The sequence below is a fragment of the Kitasatospora gansuensis genome (assembly GCF_014203705.1).
GTDB classification, from domain to species: domain Bacteria; phylum Actinomycetota; class Actinomycetes; order Streptomycetales; family Streptomycetaceae; genus Kitasatospora; species Kitasatospora gansuensis.
The window spans coordinates 7,103,323-7,118,562 of record NZ_JACHJR010000001.1; the positions used below are offsets into that span (position 1 = coordinate 7,103,323).

A 15,240-nucleotide genomic window follows, 5' to 3' on the forward strand; every position below is an offset into this window, starting at 1 on the left:
CATGGTCGGACGAACCAACCAGGAGGACGGTTGCCTGGTGTCACCCGGAAGTGACGGTTTCCCGTTCCGGTACAACGTCGGGAGCGGCCCGGCGGAGGCGGCGGACCTGGGGTTCGGCCAGTACCAGCAGCGCGAGTACGGCGATCAGCGCCGCACAGGTCCAGAGCGCGCCCTCCATGCCGAGGGCCAGGGCGACCGGGCCCGCGGCGGCGGTGCCGAGCGGCATCAGGCCGATCGAGCCGAAGTGGTCGTACGCGGCGACCCGGGAGAACAGCTCGGGCGGGATCTCCTGCTGGAGCGCGACCATCCAGTTCACGCCGAAGACGGTGATGCCCGCGCCGCTGAGGAACATCGCGGCCGAGAGCACCGGCAGCGAGGTCCCGGCGGCGAGCGCGACGGCCGGCAGGGCGAACAGGAAGACCCCGTAGTTGCCGACCAGCAGGATCCGCTGCGGCTGCCAACGGACCATCAGCGGTCCGGCCGCCAGCAGCCCGAGGCCGAAGGCGGCCAGCGCAAGACCCCAGGCGTCCGCGCCGCCGAGCCGTTCCTTGGCCACCACCGGCCCGTACACCGACTCGACGGCGCCGAGCGCCGCCATCAGCACGCTGAACTGGAGCACCACCACCCAGAGCCAGCGGCGGCCGGTGAACTCCCGCCAGCCCTCCCGGAGATCGGCCAGCAGCCCGCCGCCGTCGGTCTCGCGGACCGGGGCGTCCAGGTCGAGCAGCAGTCGCAGGGCGGCGGCGCCGAGGAAGGTGCCGGCGTCGATCGCCAGCACCCAGCCGGGGCCGACCGCCGCGACCAGTGCGCCGCCGAGCGCGGCGCCGCCGATCTGGGCGCCGTTCAGCGCCATCCGGAAGACCGCGAAGGCCCGGGCGGAGTGCTCCTTGGCCACCGACTCCATGATCATGCCCTCGGCGGCCGGGGCGTAGAACGCGAAGCCGACGCCACCGGCGGCGGAGAGCAGCAGCAGGTGCCAGAGCCGGGCCTCGCCGGTCAGCACCAGGACCGCAAGCACGGCCTGGGAGAGCGAGCTGAACAGATTGGCGGCGACCATCACGTGGTGCCGGGGGAGCCGGTCGGCCAGCGCGCCGCCGAGCAGGAGCAGCAGCACCATCGGGACGATCCGGGCGGCGGTGACGTAGCCGACCTCGGTGACCGTGCCGCCGAGCGCGAGCACGGCGAACGCGGTGGCGATCGGCGCACCCGAGGTGCCAATGCCGCTGATCACGGTGGCGGCGGTCTGGACCCGGTAGTTGCGGCCGGCCCAGGGAAAGCGGGTGCTGGTCATCCGGTGACTATCGCCGGGCCGGCGGACGGTGTCATCCGATTATCAGGACAGAGTCCGCTCTGCTGTCCTGATGACGTCCCGTCAGCCCATCGACTCCAGGCTGCGGCCCTTGGTCTCCTTGATGCAGTACGCCACGAAGGGGATGGAGAGCAGGGCGAAGGCCGTGTAGATGACGTAGGTGGCGGAGAGGTTCCAGTCCGAGAGGCTCGGGAAGCTGACGGTGATCGCCCAGTTGGCGATCCACTGGGCCGAGGCCGCCACCGAGAGAGCCAGCGCGCGGATCTTGTTGGGGAACATCTCGCCGAGCAGCACCCAGACCACCACGCCCCAGGAGAAGGCGAAGCAGAGTACGAACACGTGCGCCGCGACCAGCGCGACGGTGGCGTGGGTGTCGTCCAGGGTGGCGGTGTCACCGGTGCCGTGCCGGTAGGAGAACGCCCAGGCGGCGGTGGCCAGCGCGGCCGCCATGCCGACCGAGCCGGCCAGCGCCAGCGGCTTGCGGCCGATCCGGTCGACCAGGGCGATCGCGATCACGGTGCCGACCACGTTGACGATCGAGGTGGAGAGGCTGATCAGGAGCGAGTTCGACTCGTCGATGCCGACCGACTGCCAGAGGAAGGACGAGTAGTAGAAGATCACGTTGATGCCGACGAACTGCTGGAAGACCGAGGCGCCGATGCCGATCCAGACGATCGGCAGCAGGCCGAAGCGCCCGCCCAGCAGGTCCTTGAGCCGGGGCTTGTGATCGGTGTCCAGCACCGCGCGGATCTCGGCCACCCGGGCGTCCAGGTCGATGTGCTCGCCCTCCACCTCCAGCAGCACCGTACGGGCCTGCTCCTCCCGGCGGTTGGCGATCAGGAAGCGCGGCGACTCGGGGATGGCCAGGGCCATCACGCCGTACACGAGGGCCGGGACGGTCTCCACCCCGAGCATCCACTGCCAGGCCTGGATGCCGCCGAGGTGGCCGGTGGAGGTGCCGCCGGCCGCCTCGTTCAGCGCCCAGTTGGCGAGCTGGGAGACGGTGATGCCGAGCACGATGGCGAGCTGCTGGAAGGAGGCCAGCCGGCCGCGGTAGGCGGTCGGGGCGACCTCGGCGATGTAGGTCGGGGCGATCACCGAGGCGATGCCGATCGCGACGCCGCCGAGCACCCGCCACAGGCCCAGCATCTCGATGCTGGGCGGGAACATCGAGCCGACACCGCTGATCGCGAACAGGGTCGCGGCCAGCAGCATCGTCCTGACCCGGCCGAGGTGGTCGGCCAGCCGCCCGGCCAGCACCGCGCCGACCGCCGAGCCGAGCAGGGCGATCGCCACCACGAAGGCGGTCTCGCCGTTCCCGACGGCGAAGTGGCTCTGAATACCCGTCACCGCGCCGTTGATGACGGCGCTGTCGTAGCCGAACAGGAAGCCGCCCATGGCGGCGGCCGCCGAGATGAAGACCACGTGACCCAGATGGGTCTGGTCGGCGGGCTGGACCGGAGAGCCGGTGGACACGACACGCTCCTGGGGTTCGACGGCCCAGCAGCGCGGCCGATTGGACAGAGTATGTCCCTTATTCCACCAGTCGGCCGCGCAAAAAGCGTGTTCTGGCGTTGATCTGACGAAATGTCGTATCCAGCCGGCAGTACGGGGCGGGTCAGCCCAGCGGGCAGCCCGCCCGCTGGGCGTTGCGCCGCAGCAGCTGCTCCCGGGCCCCCGCGTCCCGCCCGGTGCCGCGCTCGGCCAGCCGCTCGGCGAAGCCCGCCTGCTGCTCGACCGGCTTCTTGTCGTCATACTTGAACTTGGCGTCCACCCGGTCGACGGTCAGCCGCAGGCCGCGGATGCCGGACAGCAGGCCCCCGTACGGCTCCTGACCCGCTGTCACCGGCGTGCTGCCGGGCCAGTCGGGCTCGAAGTGGGCCAGCTGCCGGTTCAGGATCGCGGCCTTGCCGGCCGCGTCCTCGACCACCTCGGCGGTGCAGGAGAAGTGCACCGAGGCGTAGTAGCTGGTCGGCACGTACGGCTCGGCACGCCAGGCGCCGGCGGCGAAGGCGTAGTCGTCGGTGACCGCCAGGGTGACCTTGGGGTCGGCCCGGACCGCGGCCCAGAACGGGTTGGGGGCGCCGAGGTGCAGCACGATCTCGTCGCCGTCCAGCAGGAAGTGGGTCGGCACCAGGACCGGGCCCCGGCCGTCGGTGCCGTTGGCGGCCAGCAGCCCGAAGTCGCGCCCGTCGGCGAGCCACGCGCGCCACTCGGCGTCGCTGCCGCGGTCCCAGGATCGGATCAGCACGACGGTCTCCTCAGCGCCGGAAGTTCTGCAGGTGGGCGGGCAGCTCCCCGGTGCTGCTCTCGTGCGGCTCGGGGGTGCCGTACACGGTGCTCACCGGGATCACGCCGGCCCAGTACGGCAGGTCGAGGTCCTCCTCGTCGTCGTCCGCGCCGTCCGCCCGGGTCTTGGCCGAGACCTCGTCCAGCACCAGCCGGACCACGGCGGTCTTGGCCAGCTCCTTGGCGTTCGGCCGGCGCACCTCGCCCGAGCGGCCCGGGATGGAGTGGTCGACCAGGGCGTCCAGCGCGACCGCCAGCTCCTCGGGATCGGTGACCTGCTGGGCGATGCCCTGGGCCACCACCGAACGGAAGTTGACGGAGTGGTTGAAGGCGGACTTGGTCAGCACCAGGCCGTCGACCAGGGTGACGGTGACACAGACCGGCATGCCCTCGTCCGCCGCGCCGCGCATCGGGCGGCTGCCGGTGGAGCCGTGCACGTAGAGGCGGTCGCCGACCCGGGCGAAGATGGTGGGGAGCACCACCGGGGTGCCGTTGGCGACGAAGCCGAGGTGGCACACGTAGGCCGCGTCCAGGATGGCGTGGATCGCGTCCCGCTCCCAGGTGGCCCGGTCGCGGTAGCGGGTCGGGGTGGTGCGCTCGTTCCGGGTGTAAGAAGCCGTGTCCGACATGACAACCTCTATGTACTAGTGCATACTCGTGTTTGTGCTAGGAGAGTATCTGATCAAGGGTCGCCGTGCCAGTGAGATCGCCGCCGATATCGAACAGGCCGTCAGTTCCGGCCTGTTGCAGCCGGGGGCGGCGCTGCCACCGCTGCGCGACCTCGCCGTCGAGCTCGGGGTGAACCCGAACACGGTGGCCGCCGCCTACCGGCTGCTGCGCGACCGGGGCGTGATCGAGACCGCCGGACGCAAGGGCAGCCGGGTGCTGCCCCGGCCGGTCACCAGCCCGCGCGACCAGATCCCGATCCCGGTCCCGGCCGGCGCCCGGAACCTCGCCGACGGCAACCCCGACCCGGCCCTGCTGCCCGCCCTCGCCCCCGCCCTGGCGCTCGCCGCCGCCGCGGGCGACGCGCACCCGGTGCTGTACGGGCACCCGGTCGCCGACCCCGCGCTGCTCGCCCTGGCCCGGGCCGGCTTCCTGGCCGACGGCGTTCCCGACGGCGCGCTCGCGGTCTGCTCCGGCGCCCTGGACAGCATCGGACGGGTACTCAACTCCGCGCTGCGGCCCGGCGACCAGGTGGCCGTGGAGGACCCGGGCTGGGGCAGCCTGCTGGACCAGCTGCCCGCGCTCGGGCTGCGCCCGGCCCCCGTCCGGCTGGACGACCAGGGCCCGCTGCCCGACGCGCTGGCCGCTGCCCTGACCGCCGGCGCCCGGGCCGTGGTGGTCACCGTCCGTGCGCAGAACCCGACCGGCGCCGCCCTCACCCCCGCCCGGGCGGCCGAGCTGCGCAAGGTGCTGGCCCGCCACCCCGGCACGCTGGTGATCGAGGACGACCACGGGCACGGCATCGTGGACCAGCCCTACCAGGCACTGGCCACCGCCGACACCCCGCACTGGGCGGTGATCCGCTCGGCCGCCAAGGCGTACGGGCCCGACCTGCGGGTCGCCGTGCTGACCGGCGACGAGACCACCATCGGCCGGGTGCTGGGCCGCCAGCGGCTGGACAGCGGCTGGGTGAGCCTGCTGCTCCAGCGCACCGTAGCGGAGCTCTGGCGCACCGACGCGGCCCCGGCAGGCTCGGTGGCCGCCGTCTACCGCGAGCGGCGGGAGGCGGTGCTGCGGGCCCTGGCCGGGCACGGCATCACCGCGTACGGCGCCAGCGGGCTGAACGTCTGGGTGCCCGTCCCCGAGGAGAGCGGCGTGATCGCCGGGCTGGCCCAGCGGGGCTGGGTGGCCGCCCCCGGCGCCCGGTTCCGGCTGCAGTCGCCGCCCGCCGTCCGGCTCACGGTGGCCGCGCTGCCGGCCGAGCTGGCCCCGGCGCTGGCGGCCGACCTGGCGGCGGTGCTGCTCCCGGCCCGGGCGGGCTCCCGGCTGGGGTGACGGTGTGAGCTGGGCATTCGAGCTGACATACCGGCTGTAGTCGGTCCATCACTTGACATAAGTCGTGGAAGAAACTCTGGTCGGATACCTAGCGGTAACAACGGTGGGCATGTCACATTCATCGCGCCACCGGCCGGCGGCTTACCCTCACCCGCGCCTCCCCACCCCACTCATCGGGAGGCCGTTCGCAGGAGTTTCGCCGTGCTCGAAAACTCTCGAAGCGTCACCCGCCGTATTACCGGAAGAGCCGCAACGGCACTGGCCGCAGCCGTCCTGACCGCACCGCTGCTGGCCCTCGCCACCCCCGCCCAGGCCGCCACCGGCCCCACCGCCAGCGTCACGCTGGGCGACAGCTACATCTCCGGCGAGGCCGGGCGCTGGAAGGGCAACAGCGTCGTCACCTCAGGGAGTCGGGCCGGGACCGACCGGGCCTGGAACGGAAGTTCGTACGACCCCAGCCGTGCCTACGGCACCAGCTACGCGAACGGGTGCGACCGTTCGGACTCGGCCGAGGTGCGCAGCGCCACCGGCATCGCCCAGACCCAGATCAACCTGGCCTGCTCGGGCGCCGTCTCGGCCAACGTCTTCCGGGCCGCCAACGGCGGCCAGTCCTACAAGGGCGAACTGCCGCAGGCCGACCAGCTCGCCGCCGTCGCGGCCGCCAACGACGTCAAGCTGATCACGCTGTCGATCGGCGGCAACGACCTCGGCTTCGCCGACGTGATCGAGACCTGCGTCAAGGACTACCTGATCTGGTACTCGTACTGCCACGACGACCAGCAGGAGGCGGTCGACTCCCGGATGCCCGCCGCGATGGCGGGCGTGGGCAAGTCGATCGACGAGATCCGCGCGGTGATGTCGACGGCCGGCTACTCCTCCTCCGCGTACCGGATCGTGCTGCAGTCCTACCCCTCGCCGATCCCGCGCGGTGCGGACATGCGCTACTCCGAGAGCGGCTGGAGCCGCGCCGACACCGGCGGCTGCCCGTTCTGGAACGGTGACGCCGACTGGGCCAGGAGCTCGCTGGTCCCGCAGATCTCCGACGAGCTGGCCAAGGTCGCCAAGGCCAAGGGCGTGCAGTTCCTCGACCTGCGCGACATGCTGGCGGGCCGCGAGGTCTGCTCCAAGGCCACCAAGCAGGCCACCTCCACCACCGCCCCGAGCGCCACCACCAGCGAGTGGGCCCGCTTCGTGGACGCCGGCCTGAGCGCCTCCCAGGGCGACACCCGCGAGTCCATGCACCCGAACTACTACGGCCAGCTCGCTCTCGGCCGCTGCCTCACCCTGCTCTGGGCCAAGCCCACCGGCGACCAGTCCTGCCGCAACACGGCCGGCCAGGACGCCACCGGGATGTACCTGACGGCCCGTTAGGCAGACACGCACCGGCGCTCCCGGCCGGAGGGGACGGGAGCGCCGGTGGCTCGGGGGACTAACCCTTGGCCAGCAGGGCCTGGGCGTGTTCGCGGACCTGGTCCTTGGTCAGGTAGGCGTCGGTGTACTCGAAGTCGCGCAGCCGGGCGGGCTGGCGGGCCAGGAAGCCGGTGCGGACGAAGTCGTCCCCGGCGGTGGCGTTCAGCACCCAGTTGGCCCCGACCCGGAACTTCGCGGCGTTCGAGCGCATCGCCATGATGTGGTAGCCGCGGGCCACCAACTGGGCAGGTACGCCCTTGAGTTCGATGCCGAGCGGCTTGGAGACCGCGTCCTTGCCGCCGAGGTCCACCACCAGGCCGAGGTCCTTGTGGTAGTACGGCTCCAGCGGTTGGTTGCGCAGCGTGGCCACCAGGTTGTCGGCCACCGCCTTGCCCTGCCGGGCCGAGTGCTGGGCGGTCGGCGGGCAGACCGCGCCGTCGCCCTTCGCGAGGTCCGGTACGGCCGCGGCGTCGCCGAGCGCGAAGATGCCCTCGAACTGCGGGATCCGCATCTCGGCCGTCACCGCGACCCGGCCCCGGACGGTCTCCGCGTCCAGGGTGCCGATCAGCGGGCTGGCCGCCACCCCGGCGGTCCAGATCAGGGTCCGGCTGGGCAGCACCCGGCCGTCGGTGAACTTGACCGTCTCGGCGCCGACTTCGGCCACCGACACCCCGAGCGAGACCTCCACGCCGCGGGCCCGGAGCACCTGCAGTGCGGTGGTGCCGAGCTTGTCGCCCAGCTCGGGCATCAGCTTCGGCGCGATGTCGATCAGGTGCCACTTGATCAGCCGCGGGTCCAGCCGGGGGTAGCGCTTGCTGGCGGCGGTGGTCAGCCGCTGCAGGCAGGCCGCCGTCTCGGTGCCCGCGTAGCCGCCGCCGACCACCACGAACTGCAGCCGGGACTCCCGCTCGTGCTGGTCCAAGGTGGCCGAGGCCAGGTCGAGTTGGGCGATCACGTGGTCGCGTACGTAGGTCGCCTCGGCCAGCGTCTTCATGCCGCGGGCGTAGTCGGTCAGCCCGGGGATGTCGAAGGTCCGGGTCACGCTGCCGGGGGCGAGCACCAGTTGGTCGTACCGCTCCGCGACCACCTCGTCGGTGATCTTGCGGACCACGCAGACCTTCGAGCGCGGGTCCACCCCGATCGCGCCGCCCGGCAGGATGTGGGTCCGGCGCAGCGTGCGGCGCAGCGAGATCGCCACCGACTGCGGGGTGAGCACGCCGGCCGCGACGTGCGGCAGCAGCGGCAGGTAGAGCTGGTAGTTGAACGGCGTGACCAGGGTGATCTCCGCCTCGGAGGGGGCGAGCTTGCGCTCCAGCCGGCGCGCGCACTCCAGACCGGCGAAACCGCCGCCGACGATCAGGATTCGAGGTCGTGCCATCGTCCATCCCTTACCTGTGCTGGGGTCGAGCCGTCCTTCGAACACGGGTGACAACTGTTCGTCACCCTCGCACGGGGTGTGACGGTCTGCCACCTGACGGCTGGAGCTAGGGTGAGCGGGTGCTCCCAGAGGTGACGGCGGTCCGGTATGTGACGCCACTCAGAGAAGGCGGCTCGATGCCGGGCCTGGTCGAGGCCGACGACCATCGGCTGTACGTGCTCAAGTGGTCGGGTGCGGCCCAGGGCCGGAAGGCGCTGGTCGCCGAGGTGCTGGCCGGGGAGCTGGGGCGGGGGCTCGGGCTGCCGGTGCCGGAGCTGGTCCGGCTGGAGCTGGATCCGGTGCTGGCGCGGAGTGAGCCCGAGGTGCAGATCCAGGAGCAGATCCGGGCCAGTGGCGGGGTGAACCTCGGGATGGCGTTCGTCAGCGGGGCGCTCAACTTCGACCCGCTGTGCTTCGAGGTGGACCCCGGGCTGGCCGGGCGGGTGCTCTGGTTCGACGCGCTGATCGGCAACGTCGACCGGTCCTGGCGCAACCCCAACCTGCTGGTCGCCACCGGCGGCCTGCGGCTGATCGACCATGGCGCCAGCCTGATCTTCCATCACCACTGGGCCGGTGCGGCGAACTGGGTGAGCCGGCCGTACGACGCCGCCGACCACGCGCTGCTGCGCGCCGAGCCCGACCTGAAGGCGGCCGACCAGGAGCTGGCCCCGCTGGCCGGTGCGGCGCTGGCGAAGGCGGTGGCCGCGATCCCCGAGGAGTGGCTGACCGACGAGCCGGGCTTCGACGGCCCGGAGGCCGTCCGGGCGGCGTACCTGGAGAAGCTGACGGCTCGGCTGGCCGGACGGCACGACTGGCTCCCGGAGGTGGCGGCGTGAGCGCCGGGCTGCACGACTACGAGTACGCGGTGATCCGGGCGGTGCCCCGGGTCGAGCGCGGCGAGTGCATCAACATCGGGGTGCTGCTGTACTGCCGGCAGAACGCCCATCTGGCGGCCCGGACCCACCTGGACCAGGCCAGGCTGCTGGCGCTGGACCCGGTGGCGGACGTGGCCGGGGTGCGCCGCGCGCTGTACGGGATCGAGGCGGTCTGCACCGGCGGCAGCCAGGCCGGTCCGGCGGCGGGGGACAGCCCCGGGCAGCGGTTCCGCTGGCTGACCGCGCCGCGCAGCGCGGTGGTCCAGCCGGGGCCGGTGCACACCGGGCTGACCGCTGATCCGGAGGCCGAGCTGCGGCGGCTGTTCGAGCAGCTGGTGCTCTGAAAGCTGTTGACCAGGTGAAAACTGGAGTAACTGAAGCAACTGTGCGTACCCTGGCCGCATGGGCACCACCACCCCTCCCTCCACCGCCGACCTGATGGAGGCCGTCGCCGCAGTCGGCGCCGCCTACTTCCAGGACTTCGCGGCCGCCGCCGCCCGGCACGGGCTGAGCTCCTCGCAGGCCAAGGCGCTGAAGGCCGTCCAGGAGCCGGTCCCGATGCGGGCGCTGGCCGGGCGGCTCGGCTGCGACGCCTCGAACGTCACCGGCATCGTCGACCGCCTCGAAGGACTCGGCCTGGCCCACCGCGAGGCCGCTCCCGGCGACCGGCGGGTGAAGATCGTGACCATCACCGATCCGGGCCGCCAGGTGCTCGAGCAGGTCCGGGACGACATGGCCAGGGCGCACCGCGCGTTCGGCTCGCTGAGCCCCGAACAGCGGGTCGCGCTGGAGGGCCTGTGCAAGCAGGTCCTGCCGTTGCTGACGACCGGTTAGCCGGGGCCGGGCGGCCGTCGGCGCCCAGGTTTACATCCCATTCGGGCGGTGCTTCGATGGAAGCGAGCCGTGCTCGGATCCTCGAGCGCCCGGACCAGTGATACGCGCATCCTCTTTCCGATGCCCCCAAACCCCGTTTCCGGATGTCTTGGGATATCGCCATGAACAACGCCACGCGGCAGCAGACGGGGAAGGCGAGGCCGCGTTCGGCCCCCCAGCTGGTCCGGTTACGGCGGCTGATCTTCGGCGGCGCCCGGCGGATCCGGCGGTTGTGGCGGATCGTCCAGCTGAACCGGGTGGCGCGGCGGAAGGTGGCCCGGCCCCGCAGATGGGGGTGGCGGCCCTCGGGGGTGGCCATGCTGCAGCGGCTGTCGATCCCGTTCGCGATCTTCTTCCTGGCCTGGGTGGGCTACGCGGTGGTGACCGTGGTGCAGGCGCGGAAGGGCCCGGTCTGGGAGCGCTGCGAAGCCTCCGGCAACGCCTGTGGTGTGATCCTCGGCTTCGCTTCCCCGTTCCTGGCGCTGGCGTTGGCGACCTCGGTGTTCCTGCTCTACCGGTACTTGCGGATCAGGCGCCCGATTGCCCGGACGGCCAGGCGCCGGCCGCACGACCTGGTGCCGAGCGCCGGCACCATGACCGACGAGGTGGTCGGCCGCCGTGAGCTCTGCCGGGTGATCGCGCAGTCGCTGCGGGACCGGGCGACCCGGCGCCCGTACCTGCTGGTCGGGGGCGTGGGAGCCGGCAAGACCGCGGTGCTCGTGCACCTCACCCAGCTGCTGGCGCAGCAAGGGGCGGTACCGGTGCCGCTCCGGCTGCGGGACGTCGGGGCGGACGGCGGGAAGCTGGACTTCGGCGAGCTGGCCAAGCGGCGGTTCTGCGCCGAGACCGACCCCGGACTGCTCTCCACCGAACAGAGCGTCAAGGTCTGGCGGCAGCTGTGCATCGACGGCCGGGCCGTCGTCCTCGCGGACGGGTTGGAGGAGGCGTTCACCGCCGCGGACCAGCAGGCGGACCGGGACAATCTGATCCGGCGCGCGATCCAGCTCGCGGACCGGCAGAAGCTGCCGCTGGTGATCGCCTCCCGGCCGCACGCCCCGTTGGAGGAGACCGAGGCCTCGATCATCGACCTCGAGCCGCTCTCGGAGGAGGCGGCGCTGGACTACCTCACGCGCAGCGACCCCGATCCGGACAGCACCCGGCTGGACTGGATCGTGGAGACGGCGATGGTCTCCGAGTCTCCGCTGTACATGCAGTTGGCTCGCCAGCTGAGGCAGCATCACCTGCTGGAACACCTCGAGAAGAGCAAGGACTGGGACCAGCTGGACACCCGCAGCCGGGACCGGTCGATGCTCAGGCTGCGGCTGCTCGAGACCTGGGAACGGGCCCTGGTCGACGGTCATCTCCGGGAGGAGGTCGCGCTGCCCAGCGAGGAGCGCGCCAAGACCGTGAAGATGATCTCCGCACTCGCCTGCATCGGGCTGTTGCAGGACCGGCTGGAAGTGAGCTTCAAGGAGCTGATCGAGCCGGCGGACTCCTGGCTCGCCGGGGCGGCCGGCAGTCTCCACCGGGAGATCACCGAACTGAACGGTATGGAGATCACCCGCTGCGAGAGCCTACTGTCGCTCTACACCTCGCGAGCGGAGGCACTCGGTCTGGTCGAGGCTTTCGGGGACCGGGTCCGCTTCCCGCACAGCATCCTGCAGGCCTATTTCGGTTCCAGCTGCCTGCACTCCGTGGGGAGCGCCCTGGAGGAGGCGATCGGCGGGCAGGGGCCCGGGCGGGAGCTGCTGATCGCGCTGGTGCTGCGCGGCTGCAAGAAGTCCCCGCGCGCCACGGACGGAGTGGCACAGTTGTTGGTGGACGCCGCGCGGGAGCGGTCGGACGCCAAGGCCCTCGACATGTACGCCACGGCACTGGAGTACGACGTCCATGTGCAGAAGCCGATCCACCGGAGCATCGCGAAGGAGCTGCTGGAGCGGTGGCCGAAGATCACCTCAGGGGACCGGAGAACGCTCGACGAGGCCAAGCACCGGCTGGTCGCCCGCTTCGGCGAGGCGCTCCGCGAGATCAGCCGACGGCGCGACGAGCTGCAGCGCTCGCCCGTGGAGGGTTTCGACTACGGCGAGCCGGCGTATGCGGAGTTCCTCCAGATCGCCAAGTGGGAGCGGTCCTACTCGCTGAGACTGGGGATCGCCCAGGAGATCGGGGCGGGTGGCGACGCGGCGTTCAACGCGATCCGCAAGCTGTACCGGCGCGGCGACCCCGGTGAGGAGGGCGACGACCCGGTGTGGCAGTACGAGCAGGCCGTGCAGGCGCGGCGGGCGGTCGAGCGCCGGCACCGCTACCCGGCGCTCGTCGACGGGCCCGGGGCCGAGGAGCGCCGGGAGCGCTACCGGCAGCTGGTCCGGGACGACGACGAGAAGCGCCGGCAGCTCTGGCGGGAGTTCGCCGCGCGGGCCTGGCTGGTCCCGATGATCGTGGGATCGGTCGGGGTCGAGCGCCGGGGGGAGGCGAAGGAGCGGCTCGACCTCTGGCTGAAGCACCTCGACCCGTTGGCGTCCGCCGGTGGCCGCGCCGACCTGCCGATCTCCTTCGAGATCGCCTTGGCGCAGGGCTTCAAGAGTGCGGCCAACCGCCGCAAGCGCCATCCGGACACCAGCAACGAGGCGCGGGAGTACCTGATCGAGCAGGCGGAGACAATGCTCTCCCGGGCCCGGTTCTGGTTCTCCCAGCTGACCCTGATCCACGCGCTGTGCCTCTGGGAACTGCCCGACCACACCGGGCGGACCCTGCCCGAGGAGCAGGACCGGAGCAGCGGATCGGTCCGCTGGCGGCGGCCCAGGGCCGACCCGAGTGACGCGGTGCAGCGGTGGCTCACCATGGCGGGCAGCGCGCGGGCCGCCGTCGACCGCCGTCCGGAGGACCAGGGACGGAGGGGCGAGCGGTTGCACCCCTTCGTGGCGCGGGCGGCCGACCTCGCCGTGCTGGCGCTGGAGACCGGCCGCCCCGAGCAGTACATCTGGATCGACGAGAAGGGGGCGATGGAGAACGTCGGGTCGAGCCCCGGCGACCCGCGGTTCTACCGGAAGCACAACCTCTGGATCCCGTCCTCGGTGGGCTGGAGCACGCTCGACCCGCGGGCCCAGCAACTGCTCGGCGACGTACTGCTGCTGGTCAACCTGACCGAGCGGAACGGGAAGCCGGACGAGCTGGAGAGCCGCCTGGAGCGGGCGAACCGGAACTCGCTGCCACCGTGCCTGGCCAAGGACCGCTCGCCGCTGCAGCCCGAGCGCACCATCGGCATGGCCGAGACCGCCGAACCGGGCAACACCTGCCTGCGGGACTGCCCCTTCGAACTGTGCCCGTACCCGTCCAAGGGCGAGTCGCTGCGGGCCGAACTGCGGGAGGTGTTCTGCCGGCAGCAGCAGGCCCTGCTGTACTGGCACCGGGGCCTGCTGCCCGTCCTCGGCCGCAAGCGCGCACCCTGGCAGGGCGTGACGTGCAAGGAGCTGAGCCGGTTCTGGGAGGCGATGGCGGCACGCACCCGCACACCCAGATCCTGAGCGGTGGTGCACTGCGGGAGAGCCGCTGTCGGGTGCGCTGACCTTGACTGTTAGGCTTGCGAAGCGTGAGCGCGAAGCCCCAGATCCCCAATGTCCTGGCCTCCCGGTACGCCTCGGCGACCCTGGCCCAGCTGTGGTCCCCCGAGCACAAGGTGGTCCTCGAGCGCCACCTGTGGCTCGCCGTCCTGAAGGCCCAGCAGGACCTCGGCATCGAGGTGCCGGCCGGTGCGGTGGCCGACTACGAGCGGGTGACCGACCAGGTCGACCTCGGCTCGATCGCCGCGCGTGAGCGGGTCACCCGGCACGACGTCAAGGCCCGGATCGAGGAGTTCAGCGAGCTCGCCGGGCACGAGCAGATCCACAAGGGCATGACCTCTCGGGACCTCACCGAGAACGTTGAGCAGCTGCAGATCCGGCAGTCCCTGGAGCACGTCCGGGACCGTACGGTGGCCGTGCTGGTCCGGCTCGGCAAGCTCTCGGCCCAGTACGGCGAGCTGGTGATGGCCGGCCGTTCGCACAACGTCGCCGCCCAGGCCACCACGCTCGGCAAGCGGTTCGCGACCGTCGCGGACGAGCTGCTGGTCGCGTTCGCGCGGCTGGAGGAGCTGATCGCCCGGTACCCGCTGCGCGGGATCAAGGGCCCGGTCGGCACCGCCCAGGACATGCTGGACCTGCTCGGTGGCGACGCCGCCAAGCTGGCCGAGCTGGAGCAGCGGGTGGCCGGTCACCTCGGCTTCGAGAACGTCTTCACCAGCGTCGGCCAGGTCTACCCGCGCTCGCTGGACTTCGAGGTCACCACCGCCCTGGTGCAGCTCTCCGCCGCGCCGTCCAGCCTGGCCAAGACGATCCGGCTGATGGCCGGTCACGAGCTGGTGACCGAGGGCTTCAAGGCCGGCCAGGTCGGCTCCTCGGCGATGCCGCACAAGATGAACACCCGCTCCTGCGAGCGCGTCAACGGGCTGGCCGTGATCCTGCGCGGCTACGCCTCGATGACCGCCGAGCTGGGCGGCGACCAGTGGAACGAGGGCGACGTCTCCTGCTCGGTGGTGCGCCGGGTCGCGCTGCCGGACGCGTTCTTCGCCTTCGACGGCCTGCTGGAGACCTTCCTGACCGTGCTCGACGAGTTCGGCGCCTTCCCGGCCGTGATCGAGACCGAGCTGGACCGCTACCTGCCGTTCCTGGCCACCACCAAGGTCCTGATGGGCGCGGTGCGGGCCGGGGTCGGCCGGGAGACCGCGCACGAGGTGATCAAGGAGCACGCGGTCGGCTCGGCGCTGGCCATGCGTGAGGGCGTCCGCGAGAACGAGCTGCTGGCCCGGCTCGCCGCCGACGAGCGGATCCCGCTCGACCGGGCCGCGCTGGACGCGCTGCTGGCCGACCGGCTCTCCTTCACCGGCGCGGCCGGTGCCCAGGTCGCCGAGGTGGTCCGCCGGATCGAGGCCGTGGCCGCCGCGTACCCGGCCGCCGCGAAGTACACCCCGGGCGACATTCTCTGACCTGAGGTCAGCAGCACGACCGCGCCGCGGCCCGTCTCCGGACGGG

General features: G+C 71.9%; 12 protein-coding genes. 7 read left to right on the top strand and 5 right to left on the bottom strand.

What is annotated here, in order from left to right; genetic code table 11:
• Nucleotides 1–40 precede the first annotated feature (40 nt).
• The 4 genes from F4556_RS32005 to F4556_RS32020 form a co-directional block, all read right to left on the bottom strand.
• Nucleotides 41–1,291, bottom strand: coding sequence for an MFS transporter (locus F4556_RS32005; protein ID WP_184922396.1), 1,251 nt, complete (start codon nt 1,289–1,291; stop codon nt 41–43).
• Nucleotides 1,292–1,372: 81 nt separating this feature from the next.
• Nucleotides 1,373–2,734: a sugar porter family MFS transporter gene (locus tag F4556_RS32010; RefSeq protein WP_376775809.1), complete on the bottom strand. Its 1,362-nt coding sequence runs from the start codon at nt 2,732–2,734 to the stop codon at nt 1,373–1,375.
• A gap of 193 nt (nt 2,735–2,927) precedes the next feature.
• On the bottom strand, nt 2,928–3,560 hold the full coding sequence (locus F4556_RS32015; RefSeq protein ID WP_184922398.1) for an FMN-binding negative transcriptional regulator: 633 nt from the start codon (nt 3,558–3,560) through the stop codon (nt 2,928–2,930).
• 10 nt (nt 3,561–3,570) lie between these two features.
• Nucleotides 3,571–4,227, bottom strand: a complete 657-nt coding sequence (locus F4556_RS32020; RefSeq protein WP_184922400.1) for a pyridoxamine 5'-phosphate oxidase family protein — start codon at nt 4,225–4,227, stop codon at nt 3,571–3,573.
• Between the two features lie 34 nt (nt 4,228–4,261).
• On the opposite strand from F4556_RS32020, the gene F4556_RS32025 reads away from it, so the two are divergent.
• Complete coding sequence (locus F4556_RS32025; protein WP_184922402.1) at nt 4,262–5,599, top strand: aminotransferase class I/II-fold pyridoxal phosphate-dependent enzyme; 1,338 nt, start codon at nt 4,262–4,264, stop codon at nt 5,597–5,599.
• A 201-nt stretch (nt 5,600–5,800) separates the two neighbouring features.
• A complete protein-coding gene (locus F4556_RS32030) occupies nt 5,801–6,970 on the top strand; it encodes a GDSL-type esterase/lipase family protein (RefSeq protein ID WP_313068932.1) in 1,170 nt (389 codons plus the stop codon).
• Between the two features lie 58 nt (nt 6,971–7,028).
• Here the strand turns inward: F4556_RS32030 and F4556_RS32035 are convergent, their stop codons facing one another.
• The gene (locus tag F4556_RS32035) at nt 7,029–8,387 is read right to left on the bottom strand and encodes an NAD(P)/FAD-dependent oxidoreductase (RefSeq protein WP_184922404.1); all 1,359 of its coding nucleotides are present in this window, start codon (nt 8,385–8,387) and stop codon (nt 7,029–7,031) included.
• 119 nt (nt 8,388–8,506) lie between these two features.
• Between F4556_RS32035 and F4556_RS32040 the strand changes: the two genes are divergently transcribed.
• The 5 genes from F4556_RS32040 (at nt 8,507) to purB (ending at nt 15,194) form a co-directional block, all read left to right on the top strand.
• Entirely contained in the window at nt 8,507–9,262 is a 756-nt protein-coding gene (locus tag F4556_RS32040; protein WP_184922406.1) for a HipA family kinase, read from the top strand.
• Entirely contained in the window at nt 9,259–9,645 is a 387-nt protein-coding gene (locus F4556_RS32045) for a DUF3037 domain-containing protein (protein WP_184922408.1), read from the top strand. Before F4556_RS32040 ends, F4556_RS32045 begins: the two co-directional genes overlap by 4 nt.
• A 58-nt stretch (nt 9,646–9,703) precedes the next feature.
• A complete protein-coding gene (locus F4556_RS32050) occupies nt 9,704–10,135 on the top strand; it encodes a MarR family winged helix-turn-helix transcriptional regulator (protein ID WP_184922410.1) in 432 nt (143 codons plus the stop codon).
• A gap of 161 nt (nt 10,136–10,296) precedes the next feature.
• The gene (locus tag F4556_RS32055; RefSeq protein ID WP_184922412.1) at nt 10,297–13,698 is read left to right on the top strand and encodes an NACHT domain-containing protein; all 3,402 of its coding nucleotides are present in this window, start codon (nt 10,297–10,299) and stop codon (nt 13,696–13,698) included.
• Nucleotides 13,699–13,754: 56 nt separating this feature from the next.
• The gene (gene purB, locus F4556_RS32060; RefSeq protein ID WP_184922414.1) at nt 13,755–15,194 is read left to right on the top strand and encodes an adenylosuccinate lyase; all 1,440 of its coding nucleotides are present in this window, start codon (nt 13,755–13,757) and stop codon (nt 15,192–15,194) included.
• Nucleotides 15,195–15,240 lie beyond the last annotated feature (46 nt).